The sequence below is a fragment of the Roseibium sp. JB4-4 genome (assembly GCF_055693425.1).
This window is the reverse complement of sequence record NZ_CM146333.1, coordinates 2404658-2421412: the sequence shown is the minus strand read 5'-3', so window position 1 is coordinate 2421412 and position 16755 is coordinate 2404658. Positions and strand designations below refer to the sequence as shown.

Below are 16755 nucleotides of genomic sequence, written 5' to 3'. Positions count from 1 at the left end.
CTTACGCCTTGTGGACACCGCGCCGTTGTGATTTTACCCCTATGATCAAAGCTTCGAAGGCAAATCAGACGCCCGAAGGTCGAGGCTGGGCACGTGAATTCTCAGTCAGGCCTGACTTGACACTGGAGGCGAAGGTTTGACTGAATTTGTCTCGGCGACACTGACCGGCATTACTTTGGGGCTGGCCGCCGGCCTGGCCCCAGGGCCCCTGATGACCATTGCCATCGCTCAAACCATACGTCACGGCTTCAAGGAAGGGCTGTTGGTTGCGGCTGCGCCGCTTGTAACAGACGTCCCAATTGTTCTGACGTTGTTTTTTGTGCTTCGGGAACTCCCAAATAAAGCCCTGGGTATACTCGGGATCGTTGGCGCTCTTTACGCTCTCTTTTTGGCTTACGAGACCGCCAAGGTGAACTCAGTCGGGGAATTTGGTTCTGCAACGGCACCAGCATCCTTGAAAAAGGGTATTCTTGCCAATTTCTTGAGCCCGCACCCCTACCTGTTCTGGATCACAGTCGGTGTCCCATACGTCCTTGCAGCTTCCGAGACGTCTGCCCTTGCCCCCTGGGGGTTTATTGTCGGGTTCTATCTTCTTCTGGTCGGCTCAAAAGTTGGCGTTGCCGCGCTTACGGGGCGATACCGCCATCTGCTAACCGGCCGGGCGTACCCCTTCATCATGCGCGGGCTGGCGATCGTGCTTGTCCTCTTCGCAGTTCTTCTTTTCCGCGAAGGGCTGAATTTGTTCGCAAGCAGCGGACACTAAGTCAAACCCGCCACTCATGCCTGGCGCCGGATCGAAGACGTCGGGTATGAACCCGACCTTCGCTGTGGCGGCTTGCGCAACCGCTTCGCCTCTCAAAAAGGCGTTCCATGTTAAAGGAACCCATTTTTCTGTGTGCATTTCATTTGGAAACAATTGATCGCGCGATATGGCGGGTGATGTCGGCGAAAAAGCAGCAGAAGCGATTGCTTATGTTGCACGAGCGCCTGCCGTTGGCGCATGGTGCGTTATACCAACCTCAACTGCGAATACGTGTGAGAGCCGCTCCACGCACCAAAGTCATTCGCTCCGAATGCACGTCGGCAACGCAAGGTGAAACTGCTTGTGACCCACTTTGTTTTCGTCCCCGGGGGAAACGCACCAAAGAAGATTTCGACAGGGTTCGCGCCTTGCTGGAGGCGGACGGCCATCAGACCGATGCCCTGACATTGTCCGACCCCGAAAAGGCGACCCTGTCGGATCATATTGAAGAGCTGTGCGACCGGATTGAGAAAACCGGGGAGCAAAGGCTTCACCTCGTCGGGCACAGCTACGCCAGCTTTGTAATCTCTGGCACTGCAGATCGAATGCCTGAGAAAGTCGAAAGACTTGTCTTTCTGGACACGCTGATACCCGAGAGCGGAAAGTCACTGCTGGACTTCTTTGCCAGTGCAGGGATCGACCCGGCGGATTTCGGAGTGCCAGACTGGCCGCCCTTTGCCGAGAAGCTTGTCTTCGATCGCGCCACGTTCAAGGCGATCCCGAAGACCTATATCCACTGTCTGGCAAGCCAGTTTCTGGTCATGACTGAAAATGTCGTTGCTCATGTCAAAACGCATTTGGAGCAGGAGAATTGGACCTGTCTTGAGATAGAGGCGGACCACTATTGCATGATCAAGGTACCCGAACTGGTCGCAAAAGCCCTCGTTGGCGACCAGGCATGACGTGAGCTTTCAACCTGTGCGGGCTCAAACAAAAGCAAAGTCGTCGGCACCGACGGTCGCAAGGTTCGTTCCTGCGAGAAACACTTCATACCGAACCTGTGTTTCAGCAACCGGTCCATCGAGCTGAAGCTCAGTGATCCTGACCCAGGTTCCGGCCACACCATCAACGGTCGTCTCATAGGCCGACCAATCAGCCAGGGTCGGTTCATAGACCTGGAACTGCATGATGTCGTCATCGAGATCGAAGTCTCTGATCGTGTCGAAGCCGGACGTGCCGCCAGGGCTGTCGCCGAGATTGAAAACAAAGGTGTCGCTTTCCGTCCCGCCCCAAAGCATGTCTGCACCCAGACCGCCAACAAGAGTGTCAGTTCCGCCACCTCCTTCCAGGACGTCGTTTCCCGCGCCGCCAAAAAGATGATTACCGATCAGGCGGTCATCGCCAACGATGCTATCGTCGTAGCTGGTCCCGATGACGCTTTCGATATCGGTGATATATTCTCTGACGGTGAATGTATTCGGATCAAGCGCGCCGCCCATTCTCAACGACACCACAATGCCCTTGTCCATCCCGGAATAGCTTATCGTGTCGTGACCACTGCCTCCGTCGATCTTGTTGCCATCAAGCTCGCCCCAGAAAAAGTCGTCACCCGCTTCGCCGAACATTTCGTCCGCGCCTGCACCACCGATAAAAGTGTCGTCTCCTTCGCCGCCATAGAGAAAATCCCTGCCGCCGCCGCCATGCAGCCCGTCGTTTCCACCGTTCCCGTACATGGTGTCGGAAAAGCCATCGCCGAAGATGTAATCGGCTCCCTCGGATCCGACGAACACGGCTTTCCAGCCCTTGTCGATCGTCTCGGTATTCGGCTTTGCGTACTGATAGTACGGGTTGTTTTCTTGCGGCAGTTTCAGCTTGATCGGAGCAGTAAACGTGATCATTTCCAGGCACCCGTTTGCATGAAGGTGACCCTACGTTATTGCCCGCGGGTGCCTCAGTCTGTTACCGCCGTCACATCCGGTCGTCTTCAAACCTTTCTTTCATTCAAGGGGCTCAATCTGCGACAAATGACGGGGTTTTACACTAGCGAAAGGTCCCCTCGGTAAACTGGAGGAAACTTCCTTTTTGACGAGAGATAGATGCCGTCCTCCAGTACCGCTGCCCTCGATATTCTCAATCTCCACAAGCGCTTCACAGAACCCGCGGTCAACGATCTTTCTCTGACCGTGCATGATGGAGAATTCTACGCCTTGCTCGGCCCGAACGGCGCAGGCAAGACAACGACGCTGCGGATGGTGGCGGGGTTGCTCGAGGCTGATAGCGGCTCCGTCAAAGTCTGCGGGATCGACGCCTTTTCAGATCCGGTCGCCGCCAAGCAAATTCTGGCTTGGGTTCCTGACGAACCCATGGTTTATGACAAGCTGACACCGCTCGAATATCTTGAGTTCGTGGCAGGCCTGTGGAGCATGGAACCGGACCTTGCGCGCTTCAAGGCCGACACTCTGCTTGAATCCTTTGGACTTGCCCCCCATGCCCATGAACGCTGTGGCGGCTTCTCGAAAGGGATGCGTCAGAAGGTGGCGCTTGCCGGTGCCTTGATCCATGAACCGCGTCTTATCATTCTCGATGAGCCGCTCACCGGGCTTGACGCAGGATCTGCGCGGCAGGTGAAGAAGGTGCTATCCGGCCTTGTTGCGCAGGGAGTGTCGATCATCATGACGACACATATCCTGGAAGTCGCCGAGCGCATGGCCGACAGGATCGGGATTATCGCTGGTGGACAGCTTGTTGCTGAGGGAACGCTGGAGGAGTTGCGCGAACGAGCAAGCGCCGATGGCAATTCTCTGGAAGACATTTTCCTGGAAATTGTGGGTGATGCCTCCGAAGGCGCAGCGCAAGCGGGCAAAGCAAATTACCTTGATGAGAAAGTGGCATGAGCGCGATAGCGGCACCTTCTGCCCTGTTGCGCTTTTCGCGGCATGAATTGCGGCTCGCCTGGCGTGACTGGGCCTGGATGTTCTCAGGCTGGCGTAACACCAGCCTGCGGCGCGCACTGATCGGCATGAGCATATTTTATGCGATCATGCATCTGATCGCATACGCGGTGCTTTCACCCCGCTTGACCGCAGGGTTTGTGCTTGATCAGACCGCGCTGGCAATGCTGTCGGTCACTGTATTGCTCAGCTTCACCATGATGCTGTCTCAGGCGATGGAGTCGGTGACGCGTGCGTTCTACGCCCGCGATGATCTCGACCTGATACTGTCTTCTCCCGCGCCCTCCCGTGACCTGTTTCTTGTGCGCATCGTCATGATGGCTTTGACAAGTTGGATGATGTCAGCGCTTGTCATTTCTCCATTCCTCAACGTTGCCGTGATGCTTGGCGGGGAGCGTTGGCTTGCCGGATATGTGGTTCTCCTGGCGGTATCGCTGAGCGCGACCGGAGCAGGGGTGTTGATCACACTCGCGCTCTTTAGAACCGTTGGGGCGCAGCGCACGCGCCTCTGTGCGCAGATATTGGCTGCAGTCGTCGGTGCGGCCTTCCTGATCGGGATGCAAGTGGTTGCAATCCTCTCCTTCGGGTCGATATCCCGGTTCACGCTCTTCGATCCAGCTTTCCTGGCCAGCCATGCGCCGGCAGCAGGCTCCTTCTGGTGGTTCCCGGCCCACGCAGTGGCCGGACAGACCAGCACCGTGTTTCTGTTCTTCGCAGCCTCGGTTTTGTTTTTCGCCGTGGGAGCCTGGCGCGGCGCTGTCCAGTTCCGCCGCATTGTCGTGCTGGCTCTGGGTGTTTCGGAAAAGACCCCGCGCATACGCGCATCTGAAAGGACCTTTCGCGGTTACTCGCCTCTTGGCGCGCTCGTTCATAAGGAACTTAAACTCATCGCCCGCGATCCCTGGCTTGTTTCCCAGACGTTGATGCAGGTTCTCTATCTCATCCCGCCGGCGGTCATGCTGTGGGTCAGTTTTGGCGACAACACCGAGATTTCCGTGATCGTCGCTCCTGTCATCGTCATGGCTGTCGGACAGCTTGCCGGTGGCCTTGCCTGGCTGACCATCTCTGGTGAGGATGCCCCCGATTTGATCTTAACGGCGCCCATCTCTGTGTTTACGCGCCTTTGGGCAAAGGTCTTGTCGGTCCTTACGATTATCGCCGTAATAATGCTGCCGGTTGTCCTGAGCCTGGCACTCCTGTCGCTATGGGGTGCCGTGGTTACCTTCATCGGCGCGATGATCGCGGCAGCAAGTGCAATCCTGGTTCAACTCTGGTTTCGGGCGCAAGCCAAACGCACCACCTTCCGGCGTCGGCAAGTCGCTTCGAAGGCTTCGACGCTTGCGGAGGCTGCAGCATCGATTGCTTGCGCGGCTGGCACAGCACTCATTGCAGCGGGGAGCCCGCTAGCGTTCCTCCCTGTTGTCCTGCTCCTAATTGTGCTTACGACCTCATGGAGTATCCGCCCGAAGCACAGCGCAAAAACCTAACGGGTATGCGCGCCTGAAATGTGCGGTTTTGCAGTTTTTCCCTGAAACGAGCCTATCGGCCGGGCGACCACAAGGCATGTGGAGAACGAACCCGTTTGGAGGAGCCTGTTCCCGATACCATCCAACCCCGAAGAGCTGATCAGGCGAACTCAAGACCGGCAGGGATGACTGCCTACGGGACAGGTCACAGTCCTGCACTGCTAAGGCTTGCGTTGGCCTTCAATGCGCCAAGCAATCCATTTGCCGCATAAACAGTGACGCATTGTCCCAAAAGCCTGCTCGTACGTGTCATTTTGAAATGGCGCAAGGCAGGTCAGTTCCGGTGCGCTCAGACGATAACACGTCAAACAAAATACCGAGGTAAAATCGCCCTCGAAGATCTGTTCATTGAAACTGACGGGCAGCTCTGTCGCGCCGATGGAAATCGGCAAGGAAGCATTTTCTATTTTCCTGACCCGGTCCTGGAAAGCTCTTAGCCGCCCAAGCTCCACCGCATTTTGTGATTTGCTGTTTGTTTGGTCAGGGTATTTTTCAAAGTGGGCAGCGTAGTGGGCAATTGCGGTATTGATTTTCTCTTCCAGATTTTCAACTCGCAACCAAACTGTAAATTCGTGAGCGAGTTCGCTGAAATTCCAGCTGTCGTTTCGGACCACGAGATTTGTGGGCACGCTCATCGCCTAAGTTTCCCGAAATCTGTGAACTGAACACATTTTCTTTCGCGCAATAAAAGCTCTGAAGTTAAGAGTGGAAACACCTTGATCATCTGCGAATGGCACTGATGAGACAGAGAAGACCCAGGATCCAGGGCAGCGCGGAGAGGGTGAGAAACTCACTGTCCAGATAGTCTGAAAGGCGAACGCTGCAGTTCGTTGAATTTGTTTTAAAACCACACCCGAGCGCAACAACGTAGCCCCAGGCAACCACCGGTCCAATCAGAAAAACTGCTGACACAACGAAAAGAAAAATCTTCAAAGAAATACTCTGATTTGAGATTGTAAGGCCAAGTCTGATGACGGATTGTATAGCTTGGCTGGCTACAAACTTGAAGCTGCTGCCGGAAGATAGCCCGCCAAGATGATGCGCCCTATCAAACGTTGACTTTGTTCAACACTCTCCACTCGACGATTTCTAACCAGGCTACGTGGTGTTGCATTGCTGGCCATCAAAGCTGGGTTAGTGACGCGGAAAGCCGTGTTGTTATGGATAAGCGTCGTATGCTTCGGAAGCGTCAAGTTGAGGACACCAAGTAGGCCGATGTTGATTTTGAACCGTTCTTCCAAGTTTGTAGGCCGACGGATTGTCGAGGCATCCCAGAGACACCAACCTCATCTCGGGAAACGCTTTCGGATTTACCCAATGCACGTTGGAATAGCACTTGGGACAAAAATACCTTTTAACTCCTGGCCAATCGGGCATTTGTGGATCAAGTTCAAATACCTCACCTGACATAGCCGCAATGTCTGTTTCCCGAAAAACCGCAATAGCGTTTCCCAAGGAACCAGTCATACGTTGACAGTAGTCGCAGTGACAAAACAAGCATCGAAGTGGCTCACAGGCTAATTCTATCGTCATGGCCTTGCATGCGCATCGTGCTGTTACGGACATTTCAATCTCCCTGGTTGAGTGTGATGGGCGCAATCCAAGATCTCGATAGCAATTCATCTCTCTATTGTAGTGGAACGATCATTCCATTATAAAATAGAAATGCCTAGACCAAAATCACACTTGCGAAACACACTCGTTGAAAACGCAATGCGCCAGTTCTGGGTGTATGGATATGAAGCAACATCAATGGACGATCTGGTCCGTGCCACTGGTGTAGGGCGCGGGGCGATCTATTCGGATTTCGGTGGAAAGAAAGATTTGTTCCTGGCCTGCCTGTCTCATTTCCAGGACGCATCGGTAACACCGGCTTTAGCTATTGTTGAGGCAGAGGGCTCAGGTATCGAAGCAATCGCAACATACTTGAAAGGCGGGGTTGCGAGAATCAAAGAGATCGGCTTTCCCGGGCGGGGTTGTTTGATGGGCAATACGCTGACCGAACTCGGCCCACATGACGACGAAATCGCGAAAGTCGTGCGTGCGCACTATGATCGACTGACTGACGGCTTTGCCCGCGCCTTGGCTAACGAAATTGATGTGCCGCCAACACAGATGGAAATCAAGGAACTAGCCGGTTTCCTTGCAGTCTCGGTACAAGGGCTTTGGGCTTATGCACGCGGAGCCGACAAGACTGGCAACCTGGCGCGAAAAGCAGAAATACTGATCGAGCTTGTAGAACTCAAACTCGCAGCCATGTCTTGTAAAGCGGAACCAAAATGACGGTTGCGCGGGCATGAAATATAACTTGGATTTTCCTAAAGGAACTGCGTCTCCAATGCCATTTGAGCGGACCCTTTCACATGCAAGTTGACTTTTACCAAGATCTATTTGCCCCTTTTGGTAACATCACGACCCGGAAAATGTTTGGCGTCGATGGGATTTATTGTGATGGGCTTTTCTTTGCAATCGTGGCGGAAGATGAACTCTGGCTTAAGACTGATGATGTTACTCGGGCTGCGTTCGAAGCGGCTGGCGCTGAACAATACATCTATGAGATGAAGAAGAAATCCACCCCGATACCATATTATCGAGCGCCAGAAGATATCTTTGACGATGAAGAAAGCTTGCGATTCTGGACGCAACAGGCCCTTGATGCCGCGTTGCGAGCTCGAAAACCATCAAAGAAGAAAAAACAGTAACTCTAGTTCTTCAGCGTTGACGTTTAAGTTTTGCAGCGCATGCCGGACATTCGCTGCATTTTAACAAGTGAGTACCTTGATCTCCTTACCGGCTGTTCAACGCGCGAAGCATTGAGGTCGGCTCAAATATGCAGCAGTCGATACAACGTTGGCACACGAATGTCTGATATCTCGTCTGTGGCATATAAATCTGCCGGTCCTCTTACGATCTCAAAAGTTATCGTTGGAATATAGCCTCATCGCACTCAACTCTATCTTCACAAACGCACGCCGATGCGTAGGTCACCAATCACAAAACTGAATTGGTGACCAAATGCGCTCAAATTGTTAGCGCCGTCATTGAACCAGTGCGCCGGTCGATTTATGCAAAAACCCGCTACTGTGCAGCAGGTTTTGTCTCTGTTGCGGCAGCTGCAGCGGCACCGGCGGCCACGGCCTCTTTCTGTTTGTCGTCCAGATCCGTGTTTTCCGGCAGCTGAACGCGCACTTCCTTGCGGGCAAACTGGATGCCGTTTTCCTCAAAGACCTGTTGCACGCGTTTGTAGATTTCCTTGCGCACGCCGAACTGCTTGCCGGGTTTTGTGGTGAACTTGCCGCGCACGACGATGCCGACATCGTCGACATCGGCTACGCCCTGGCCCTTGAACGGTGCCAGAATGTCCTCCTTGAACTCTTCCATCTCCATGATGTCCTGGCCGATCCGCTTGAAGAGTTTGCGCACCTTCTCAACGTCCGTGTCGAAGGGAACAGTGAACTTCAGCTTCATGATCACCCAGTCACGTGAGAGGTTGGTGAGCTTGGGGATTTCGCCATACGGAACGATATGAACGGCACCGCGTGTACCGCGCAGTTGCAGTGAGCGGATCGAGATCTTCTCGATGGAACCCTGGGTTCCACCGGTGTCGATGAATTCACCGAGCCGGAAAGCATCGTCCATCAGGAAGAAGATGCCAGAGACCACGTCCTTGACGAGTGTCTGTGCGCCGAAACCGACTGCAAGACCGACAACACCGGCACCGGCCAGAAGCGGCGTGATGTTGATGCCGAGCTGGCTGAGGGCCAGCAATGCCGTCAGAACCAGAATGGTGACCTGCAGGATGATCCGGATGAGCGGCAGGATGGTTGCCGTGCGCGATTTGCCCGCTCCGCCCATTTCAGCATCGTCATCTTCAGACTGGGCCGGCGGCGAGTCTTTGGCCAGTTGATGAGCAACCCAAAGATTGGTGATCTCCCAGGCAAGATATCCCGCGGCCAGGATTAAGAGAAAGATGACGCTGTTGCGCGCAACGGCCGATCCGTCATTGGCACCGAGCGCCAGAAGGTTGAGACCGTAAATCCGGCCGACCATGAGAACGAGGAATGCAAGGAGCGCAACACGGGCGATGCGAACATAGCTGTGCCGGGTTTGCATGTGTGCGGCCTCGGCGACCGGTCCGTCCCCCTGCATGGGGGGCACGACATGAGAGACGATGCCGCGAACCATCGTGTCGAGGAAAGGTGCGAAGACCACGAGCGCAATTACGGCCAGAGAGCGGCCGGCGGTCAGGGCTTCGATACCCATGCTGGCTGTAAACTGAACAAGTAGCCAGTTGAAGGCGATAAAGGCCATGGAGAAATACGGCCAGAAGCGGGCCATGCGTTCCAGACCCGACGTCGCGTCGCCGTCATCGCCAAGGATGATGTTGGTCAATCCGTGGCGGGCTTTCCAGATCACTGCAATGATCCACGCGTTGACGCCGAAACCGACAAAAAAGCGGAACGTCCCACCGGCATCTTCACCTGCGACCTGCATGATGTTGCGTAGGAAAAAGGCAACACCGACCACGGCAAAGAGCGTGGTGAAACTGCGATAAAGCGACTTGGCCGTTTCGTCGTCCGCGGTCACGAGGCGCAATTCGCTTCGGTGCGGCGCAAGCGCGAAACGCAGAAGCGCAGCAACAAGACGCGGCAGGAAGACGATCCAGAAAACGGCCTGAAGGGCAACGCTGCGAGTGGCCGGATCAAAGACGGCAGCACGTGCGACGACGACGGCCACGATTGCAAAAACCAGCAGGCCGCCGAGGTCGAGCCCCGCACGCGTTGATACCAGCTTCACCGTTTCAAAAAGGCTTTCAGGTGAACGTGCCTGTATCTTGTCGCGCCTGGCCGCGGTTAGGCGGTTGACCAGAAACTCCGCGGCAAAGCCCGCAGCAAGGATCAGCGCGATCGAGCCGATCAGGATATGGATCGGGCCCCCGACCGACCCGGCGAACAGGGCCGCGATGCCTGCAAAAAGGCCAGTAAAGAGAGCGGGCAGATTCTTGAAGTGACCCAGAACCATGTCGCCAAAGCCGCTGAACGCTGACTGAAGTTGCTCGAGCAGACTTGGCTGCGGTTCTCCCAATGATGCGATTGAGGTCTTGTTGGCGGCACTTTCCTGCAATAGCAGCATCAGGTCGGTGAGGGCTTCCACCTGCTCGGGATCGAGATCCGACACGAGTTTTTCCATCGCCGTTGACTGCAGCGGTTCAGGCAGCGACGAGGCTGTGTCCTGGGCTTGAGCTGAGAGACTGGTAAAAAGAGCGATGGTGAAAAAAAGTGTGAGTGCACAGGATGTTATTTTGGCTTTCCAGACGCCGGCCATAAGCATACCCCCTCGGTGGCTCTGACTGTTATGCCTACAACTTAGACATGCCCGATCAGCAAAATCCATAAAATTTCCCTCGCGTTCTTCCCTTGATCGACATTTCTTTGCCCGCGGATCGGTGACGGCCTCGGAAATGCCGCAGCAGGATCGCATGACAGAGCTTGATCCAGGCAGCTTATGCGTCTACCTCCTTGCCTGAACGATCAATGAAAGCGGTACTGAATGAACACCCCTCCGCAGAGCGCTAACATAACCCCCGGTCCCATCTGGGCGCTTTTGAGCCCGATCGGGCGTATGGGACGGGAACCCTATTGGCTCAGCTTTGCGCTGGTTTGGATCATCATCGGCATCGCCATCCGGTTGTGGTGGATTTCTTCGCTTGTTGAAATCACTCCTGAAACGGTGTCACCGGCTGCTTTTGCGGAATCGAATGCGCTGTTTCCAATTCTCTTTTTTGTGCTGCAATGGTTCGAGCTGGCACTCGTGATCAAGCGGCTGCAGGACATCGGCCAAAGTGGGTTTCTCGCGTTGCTGATCTTCGTGCCAATTTTGAATGTTGTCATGGTGGTCTTCCTGGGCTTTGTTCCGAGCAAGATGGAAGCAAACCGCCACGGACCGTTGCCAAACAGTTATTGGCGCAAAAGCTGACCTTCCTCAATGATACCGAATTGACGAAAGAGCCTGAATCCATGCCTTCCACTGCCGTCACCATTGCTCAGGATCTGATCCGCTGTCCGTCGGTCACGCCAGCTGAGGGTGGAGCCCTGACGACACTTGAAAATCTGCTAGCGTCAGCCGGGTTTGAAGTCACACGGGTCACCTTTCAGGATGAGGATACGCCGGACGTCGAAAACCTTTTTGCAATGATAGGTTCCGGCAAACCGCATTTCGTGTTTGCTGGTCATACAGATGTGGTGCCGGCCGGTGCGGAAAATGACTGGAGCCACGGGCCTTTTGCCGGAACAATTCAAGACGGCGTATTGTTCGGACGTGGCGCTGTCGACATGAAAGGTGGCATTGCTGCTTTTGCCGCCGCCGCGATTGATCTGGTGCAGGAACTCGGCACGGACTTCGGCGGAACGATTTCATTGCTGATCACAGGGGATGAAGAAGGCCCGGCGGTCAACGGTACCGTCAAGCTGTTGGAATGGGCCAAAGCCGAAGGTCATGAATTTGACGCCTGCATTGTCGGCGAGCCGACCAATCCAGCCAAGCTCGGCGATGCCATCAAGGTCGGTCGCCGGGGATCTCTTTCAGGAATTGTGACCGTTGCCGGAACCCAGGGCCATGCAGCCTACCCGCATCTTGCCGACAACCCCATCCCCGGCCTTGTGCGCCTGCTTGCTGCGCTCGATGCACTTGTGCTGGACGAGGGCAACGAAAGATTTCAGCCCTCCAATCTCGAGGTCGTGACGGTGGATGTCGGCAACCCGGCCTTCAACGTTATTCCGGCTCGGGCCGAAGCGCGCTTCAACATTCGATATAATGACGAGTGGACGCTGTCGACGCTGCAGGCCAGGGTCCGGGAGACGCTGGAAAGTGTCGATCTCGGGTCCTTGAAACTGGACTTAATATTCAAGCGAGATGCGAGCGAATCCTTCCTGACGCGGGATGAAAAGCTGATTGCTGACCTCAGCGATGCGGTCCGGAAAGAAACCGGGCAGGTTCCCGAACTGTCAACTGGGGGCGGAACTTCAGATGCGCGGTTCATCAAGAATTATTGCCCGGTGGTTGAATTCGGTCTTGTCGGTCAGACAATGCACAAGGTGGATGAATGCGTTGCGGTCAGTGACCTTGACCAGCTGACGGCAATCTATAAACGATTTCTGGTCAGCTATTTTGCACAATCTGCGGGAGCGGACTGAACTTGATCACGATGGGTGAAATTCGTGCAGCGCTCGACGGCTCATGGCTTTTGCTGCGCAGCCGCCCGGAAGGCATGGCGTTTTTTGACCAATCTCTTCAGGGCTTCTGGAGATCGTTTCTGGTGGTTTTTCTGCTCGTGCCGGCATTCTTGGCAAGCGGGCTGACTGAAAAACAGCTTCTTCTTTCCCAAAACCTCTATCATCCCGACCTCTTTCCCGATGGCGCGTATTGGACGGCGCAACTGGTTGGTCTCAGTATGGATTGGTTCGCGCTGCCACTCATTCTTGCTGTCGTCGCTGTCCCCATTGGCGTTTCACACCGATATGTTCCGTTTATCGTGGCACGCAACTGGACCAGCCTATTGGCATCCATGCCTTATCTGATCATCTATCTCCTGTTCCTGATGGGTGTCCTTTCGCCCGCAATTACTATTCTCTTGTCCCTTAGCTGCTTGCTGGCGATTGTCTGGTACCGGTACTTGATCGCCCGCATTGCGCTGCAGGCAACGATCAGCGTTTCCATTGGTGTGGTCGTGCTGGATCTGTTGCTGACACTGGTCATCGGGCAGCTTGTCGGCCTCATGTGGGCATAACAAAAAACCCGCCGTCGGAACGGCGGGTGCGATTTCGGAAAAAGATATGTGGTGCAGCGTGGCGCGTCAGTCGCGCAGCAGTTCGTTGATCGCTGTCTTTGAGCGTGTCCGCTCATCAACGGTTTTGACGATCACGGCGCAATAAAGGTTCGGCGCTGCCTCGCCGTTGCCCATGAGGCTCGAGGTCGGCATAGAACCGGCAACAACCACCGAATAAGGTGGCACTTCACCATATGTGACTTCGCCCGTCATGCGGTTGACGATCCGTGTCGATTTGCCGATGAAGACACCCATGCCGAGAACGGCACCTTCACGCACGATACAGCCTTCGACCACTTCGGAGCGCGCGCCGATAAAACAGTTGTCTTCAATGATGACAGGACCAGCCTGAAGCGGCTCAAGCACGCCGCCAATTCCAACGCCGCCGGACAGGTGCACGTTCTTGCCGATTTGTGCGCAGGACCCAACTGTCGCCCAGGTATCAACCATTGTGCCTTCATCGACATAAGCGCCAAGATTGACAAAAGACGGCATCAGAACGACGCCCTTGCCGATAAATGCCGAACGGCGGACGGTGCAGTTCGGCACTGCTCGAAAGCCGGCGCCTTCAAAGTCGCTTCCGCCCCAACCGTCAAACTTGGAAGGAACCTTGTCCCACCACGTCGCATCGCCCGGACCACCCTTGATGATGTCCATTGGGTTCAAACGGAAGGAAAGCAGAACCGCCTTCTTCGCCCACTGATTGACCACCCAGTCGCCATCCTTTTGTTCGGCGACACGCAGCTCGCCTCGATCCAGAAGGGTCAGTGTGGTTTCAACCGCATCGCGCACCTCACCGGTTGTCGTGGTGTCGATAGCCGCGCGATCTTCAAAAGCCGCGTCGATGGTTTGAGACAGGGAAGCGAGATCCTGGGTCATGAGTGCGAAGGTCTCCGAGGGTTGATAAAAGCTGGCCGGACCTAAGCTGCCAGGCAAGGTACTGTCAAGCACAGCTACGCCTGTAGCTGTTCCAGGTACGTCACTCAGATGTCCTTTCCGATGCCTTTCGTGTTCATCTGTTTAAGTGAGGGAAATTATGATAGTTGAGAAAAAGTAATCAAAGGATACAAGAAATGGCAATTTTTAGTGATTGTTTCATGTGTAAGATGACACAAATTCAATTAATTTAAGGAAGCCGGTTCCATGGAGTTATGGATTCCGATCACAGTTGCCGCAGCGTTTTGCCAGAACCTGCGCACGGCCATGCAGAAACACCTGAAGGGCCAGCTCGGTACAACAGGCGCGACCTTCGTACGGTTTGGTTATGGGCTTCCTTTCGCAGTCCTCTATGCGCTCGTGCTCCATTTCGTATTTGGTTTTCCAGTGCCGTCACTCAACACCACCATGCTGATTGCCGGTGCTTTGGGTGGTCTGGCACAGATCCTGGGTACGTTCCTGCTGGTTTATCTGTTTTCGTTCCGAAATTTTGCTGTCGGGACGGCTTATTCAAAAACGGAACCTATCCAGGCGGCCCTGTTCGGGTTTCTGGTCCTTGGAGAACACATCTCCCTGTCGGTCTCCATTTGCATCCTGATCGGTATTGTCGGCGTCGTCATGATTTCACTTGCCCGTGTGCCATTGACCGTTTCTGCCGTACGTTCATCGCTGGCCGGGCGCCCCGCGCTCATCGGATTGGCTTCTGCAGCCTTTTTCGGCGCGTCGGCTGTTGCCTACCGCACGGCATCGCTGTCGCTGGAAGGGACGGGTGTTCCGATGCAGGCCGCTTGTGCACTGGTCTTCGCGACATTTTTCCAGACGATTGTGATGGTCAGCTGGATGTCGTTGCGCGACCCAGACCAGTTGAAAGCCAGCCTCAAAGCCTGGCGCACCGCCGTCTGGGTCGGCGCGTCCGGCGTGGCCGGTTCGATTGGCTGGTTCACGGCGATGACCTTGCAAAATGTCGCCTATGTGCGCGCGCTTGCCCAGATAGAGCTGGTGTTTACCTTTCTTGTGTCCTGGTTGGTTTTCAAGGAAGTCATTTCGCGTTCTGAAATTTTCGGCTGCCTGATGATCGTTGCAGCTGTTGTCGGTATCATTCTGCTCGGGTAGTGGGGCCTGATACTTTGTTTTCTGGCTCCGGGCCGGGCGACATGTGCCCGCAGCCATGGCTCGATTTATGCATGGCGAGCTTGGGAGCCAGGAGCACTGCAAGCAGTGCCAGCAGGGCAAGTATCAGGAACGAGCTGTGCAGGCCGGTAAAGCTTGCAACGAAGCCCACCAGCGGCGGTCCCAGCAACATCCCGCCATAGGCCAGCGTGGAGACCGCGGCTATTGCGTGACCGGGTTGCGTCCTTTCGTCATTGGCAGCCCGTGCAAAAACCAGTGGCATGACGACAGCGTATCCAATTCCGACCAGGCTGAAGCCGACAAGGCTCAGTCCTAAGGTACTGGATGATATAGTCAGTAGAAGACCGGCGCAGGCAATGCTGCCACTCAACCTCGTTGTCAGCTCTGGGCCAAGCAAGGTGACGATACGGCTTCCCATCAGCCGCGTGGCGACCATAGCAGCGCTGAATGCCGCATAACCAAGTGCTGCCTGTGCTTCACCTGTACCGGTGCTGGCCCTGAGGAAAACGGCGCTCCAGTCCGCCATCGCGCCTTCGCCCATGGAAACGGAAAAGGCAACAAGGCCAACAAGGAGCAGGGTCGTCGAGGGCCATTCAAACGCAGAAGACTGATCGTTGGTCGCGGCCAGTCGAGGCCGTTCATTTTCGGGTTTCCCGATTGCAGCAAGGGTCAGTGCAGCGCCCAAGAGGGAGACAGCCGAAAAGTGGGTAACGGTCGATATTTCCAGGTGAACGGCGACGTATCCCGTGATCGCGCCGATCCCGGCCCCGAGGCTGAACATCGCATGGAAGAAAGGCATTACAGAACGGCCAAGGCGCTGTTCCACCTTGGCTCCCCAGCCATTCATTGCGACATCCATGGCACCGTGCAGCATTCCGAAAAGAAACAGGGCGGCAGCCAGCGTTGGCAGCGAGCCCGCCAAAGACACGGTGACAAGAGCCGGACCATAAACCCATGCACAGATCGTGGTGAGTTTTTGAACACCCAGTCTTTCCGACAGCATTCCAGCAACCGGAAACGACATAATCGCACCACCGGCAAGGACAAGTAACAGGAGGCCGAGGGAGGAGCTGTCTAGCGAAAATGTCTCCTTGATTGCGGGAATCCGGCCTGCCCAGACCCCAAACAGAAGACCGTTGAAAGCGAACGCGAAAACAACGGCCCATCGTTGCCGTGGGATGCGAGTCATTGCTCGGACAAGGGTGCGCGGCAGATTTCGACCAGGTTTCCATCGGGGTCGGTCACCATGGATTCAAAGAAACCGTCTCCCGTCAGCTCCGGCGATTTGATCACGGCAGATCCCAATCCGCTCGCTTTTCTTGTAAGCGCGAGCACGTCGTCATCACTCGCAACCGCGATTGCAAGATGATGCAATCCAACATGATGAATGTCATCGTGATCGGGGGTGGTGCGCGCAAGTACGTCAGGCATCTGCATGAGTTCAAGAACAGTATCGTTTTCGAAACGCACCATGAACGAGCGGAAGTCTCTCTCATCCTGATACATCTCACCAGCCTGGGCCTGGAAGAGGTCTACATAAAAGTCTTTCAATCTTGAAATATCCTTTGAAAAGAAGGCGATGTGATGGATATGCATATGTGGCTCCCGAACGAAAAAGGCTGTCGAACTGGACAAATTCTTAGA

17 protein-coding genes are annotated in these 16755 nt (G+C 55.1%); 10 read left to right on the top strand and 7 right to left on the bottom strand.

The genetic code is table 11. The features are described 5' to 3' along the window. Positions 1-136 precede the first annotated feature (136 nt). Together ACZ1HV_RS11200 and ACZ1HV_RS11195 are read left to right on the top strand one after the other, a co-directional pair. Complete coding sequence (locus ACZ1HV_RS11200) at positions 137-763, top strand: LysE family translocator (protein WP_298960510.1); 627 nt, start codon at positions 137-139, stop codon at positions 761-763. Between the two features lie 407 nt (positions 764-1170). Next, positions 1171-1704, top strand: a complete 534-nt coding sequence (locus tag ACZ1HV_RS11195; protein ID WP_472718122.1) for an alpha/beta fold hydrolase — start codon at positions 1171-1173, stop codon at positions 1702-1704. A gap of 24 nt (positions 1705-1728) precedes the next feature. Here the strand turns inward: ACZ1HV_RS11195 and ACZ1HV_RS11190 are convergent, their stop codons facing one another. Continuing rightward, complete coding sequence (locus ACZ1HV_RS11190) at positions 1729-2640, bottom strand: calcium-binding protein (RefSeq protein WP_472718121.1); 912 nt, start codon at positions 2638-2640, stop codon at positions 1729-1731. Between the two features lie 198 nt (positions 2641-2838). Between ACZ1HV_RS11190 and ACZ1HV_RS11185 the strand changes: the two genes are divergently transcribed. Both ACZ1HV_RS11185 and ACZ1HV_RS11180 read left to right on the top strand, forming a co-directional pair. After that, positions 2839-3636 (top strand): ABC transporter ATP-binding protein, encoded by a 798-nt coding sequence (locus tag ACZ1HV_RS11185; protein ID WP_298960504.1) that lies wholly within the window; start codon positions 2839-2841, stop codon positions 3634-3636. Next, the gene (locus ACZ1HV_RS11180) at positions 3633-5180 is read left to right on the top strand and encodes a permease (protein WP_472718120.1); all 1548 of its coding nucleotides are present in this window, start codon (positions 3633-3635) and stop codon (positions 5178-5180) included. The genes ACZ1HV_RS11185 and ACZ1HV_RS11180 overlap by 4 nt, the downstream gene beginning before the upstream one ends. A 200-nt stretch (positions 5181-5380) precedes the next feature. Here the strand turns inward: ACZ1HV_RS11180 and ACZ1HV_RS11175 are convergent, their stop codons facing one another. Together ACZ1HV_RS11175 and ACZ1HV_RS11170 are read right to left on the bottom strand one after the other, a co-directional pair. Continuing rightward, complete coding sequence (locus tag ACZ1HV_RS11175) at positions 5381-5854, bottom strand: hypothetical protein (RefSeq protein ID WP_472718119.1); 474 nt, start codon at positions 5852-5854, stop codon at positions 5381-5383. A gap of 523 nt (positions 5855-6377) precedes the next feature. After that, positions 6378-6785, bottom strand: a complete 408-nt coding sequence (locus tag ACZ1HV_RS11170; protein WP_472718118.1) for a GFA family protein — start codon at positions 6783-6785, stop codon at positions 6378-6380. 99 nt (positions 6786-6884) lie between these two features. Between ACZ1HV_RS11170 and ACZ1HV_RS11165 the strand changes: the two genes are divergently transcribed. Together ACZ1HV_RS11165 and ACZ1HV_RS11160 are read left to right on the top strand one after the other, a co-directional pair. Next, positions 6885-7502 carry a TetR/AcrR family transcriptional regulator gene (locus tag ACZ1HV_RS11165; protein WP_472718435.1) on the top strand — a complete coding sequence of 206 codons (618 nt, stop codon included), beginning with the start codon at positions 6885-6887 and terminating at the stop codon, positions 7500-7502. Positions 7503-7582: 80 nt separating this feature from the next. Next, a complete protein-coding gene (locus tag ACZ1HV_RS11160; RefSeq protein WP_298982712.1) occupies positions 7583-7921 on the top strand; it encodes a TfoX/Sxy family protein in 339 nt (112 codons plus the stop codon). 376 nt (positions 7922-8297) lie between these two features. Here ACZ1HV_RS11160 and ACZ1HV_RS11155 read toward each other — a convergent pair whose 3' ends face one another. Next, a complete protein-coding gene (locus ACZ1HV_RS11155) occupies positions 8298-10544 on the bottom strand; it encodes a mechanosensitive ion channel family protein (RefSeq protein ID WP_472718117.1) in 2247 nt (748 codons plus the stop codon). Between the two features lie 225 nt (positions 10545-10769). Here ACZ1HV_RS11155 and ACZ1HV_RS11150 point away from each other — a divergent pair, with 225 nt between their 5' ends. Genes ACZ1HV_RS11150 through ACZ1HV_RS11140 form a run of 3 tightly spaced genes read left to right on the top strand, consistent with a single transcriptional unit; the run spans position 10770 to position 13005 of the window. Beyond that, complete coding sequence (locus tag ACZ1HV_RS11150; protein WP_298821283.1) at positions 10770-11195, top strand: DUF805 domain-containing protein; 426 nt, start codon at positions 10770-10772, stop codon at positions 11193-11195. 41 nt (positions 11196-11236) lie between these two features. Beyond that, positions 11237-12412, top strand: a complete 1176-nt coding sequence (dapE, locus tag ACZ1HV_RS11145; RefSeq protein WP_472718116.1) for a succinyl-diaminopimelate desuccinylase — start codon at positions 11237-11239, stop codon at positions 12410-12412. A gap of 11 nt (positions 12413-12423) precedes the next feature. After that, positions 12424-13005 carry a hypothetical protein gene (locus tag ACZ1HV_RS11140; RefSeq protein WP_298821305.1) on the top strand — a complete coding sequence of 194 codons (582 nt, stop codon included), beginning with the start codon at positions 12424-12426 and terminating at the stop codon, positions 13003-13005. Between the two features lie 66 nt (positions 13006-13071). On the opposite strand, the gene dapD is transcribed toward ACZ1HV_RS11140, so the two are convergent. Next, entirely contained in the window at positions 13072-13923 is an 852-nt protein-coding gene (gene dapD / locus ACZ1HV_RS11135; RefSeq protein ID WP_298960479.1) for a 2,3,4,5-tetrahydropyridine-2,6-dicarboxylate N-succinyltransferase, read from the bottom strand. 264 nt (positions 13924-14187) lie between these two features. On the opposite strand from dapD, the gene ACZ1HV_RS11130 reads away from it, so the two are divergent. Continuing rightward, positions 14188-15093: an EamA family transporter gene (locus tag ACZ1HV_RS11130; RefSeq protein ID WP_298821276.1), complete on the top strand. Its 906-nt coding sequence runs from the start codon at positions 14188-14190 to the stop codon at positions 15091-15093. Here the strand turns inward: ACZ1HV_RS11130 and ACZ1HV_RS11125 are convergent. Further along, positions 15077-16300: an MFS transporter gene (locus ACZ1HV_RS11125; protein WP_472718115.1), complete on the bottom strand. Its 1224-nt coding sequence runs from the start codon at positions 16298-16300 to the stop codon at positions 15077-15079. The genes ACZ1HV_RS11130 and ACZ1HV_RS11125 overlap by 17 nt on opposite strands. Then, complete coding sequence (locus ACZ1HV_RS11120) at positions 16297-16707, bottom strand: VOC family protein (protein ID WP_298821272.1); 411 nt, start codon at positions 16705-16707, stop codon at positions 16297-16299. Before ACZ1HV_RS11120 ends, ACZ1HV_RS11125 begins: the two co-directional genes overlap by 4 nt. Between the last annotated feature and the right edge of the window lie 48 nt (positions 16708-16755).

Coding starts and splice junctions, on each gene's coding strand:
- dapE (WP_472718116.1), top strand. CDS start 11,237: ATGCCTTCCACTGCCGTCACCATTGCTCAGGATCTGATCCGCTGTCCG.
- ACZ1HV_RS11140 (WP_298821305.1), top strand. CDS start 12,424: ATGGGTGAAATTCGTGCAGCGCTCGACGGCTCATGGCTTTTGCTGCGC.
- ACZ1HV_RS11120 (WP_298821272.1), bottom strand. CDS start 16,707: ATGCATATCCATCACATCGCCTTCTTTTCAAAGGATATTTCAAGATTG.
- ACZ1HV_RS11125 (WP_472718115.1), bottom strand. CDS start 16,300: ATGACTCGCATCCCACGGCAACGATGGGCCGTTGTTTTCGCGTTCGCT.
- ACZ1HV_RS11155 (WP_472718117.1), bottom strand. CDS start 10,544: ATGGCCGGCGTCTGGAAAGCCAAAATAACATCCTGTGCACTCACACTT.
- ACZ1HV_RS11190 (WP_472718121.1), bottom strand. CDS start 2,640: ATGATCACGTTTACTGCTCCGATCAAGCTGAAACTGCCGCAAGAAAAC.
- ACZ1HV_RS11150 (WP_298821283.1), top strand. CDS start 10,770: ATGAACACCCCTCCGCAGAGCGCTAACATAACCCCCGGTCCCATCTGG.
- dapD (WP_298960479.1), bottom strand. CDS start 13,923: ATGACCCAGGATCTCGCTTCCCTGTCTCAAACCATCGACGCGGCTTTT.
- ACZ1HV_RS11160 (WP_298982712.1), top strand. CDS start 7,583: ATGCAAGTTGACTTTTACCAAGATCTATTTGCCCCTTTTGGTAACATC.
- ACZ1HV_RS11180 (WP_472718120.1), top strand. CDS start 3,633: ATGAGCGCGATAGCGGCACCTTCTGCCCTGTTGCGCTTTTCGCGGCAT.
- ACZ1HV_RS11175 (WP_472718119.1), bottom strand. CDS start 5,854: ATGAGCGTGCCCACAAATCTCGTGGTCCGAAACGACAGCTGGAATTTC.
- ACZ1HV_RS11165 (WP_472718435.1), top strand. CDS start 6,885: ATGCCTAGACCAAAATCACACTTGCGAAACACACTCGTTGAAAACGCA.
- ACZ1HV_RS11130 (WP_298821276.1), top strand. CDS start 14,188: ATGGAGTTATGGATTCCGATCACAGTTGCCGCAGCGTTTTGCCAGAAC.
- ACZ1HV_RS11170 (WP_472718118.1), bottom strand. CDS start 6,785: ATGTCCGTAACAGCACGATGCGCATGCAAGGCCATGACGATAGAATTA.
- ACZ1HV_RS11185 (WP_298960504.1), top strand. CDS start 2,839: ATGCCGTCCTCCAGTACCGCTGCCCTCGATATTCTCAATCTCCACAAG.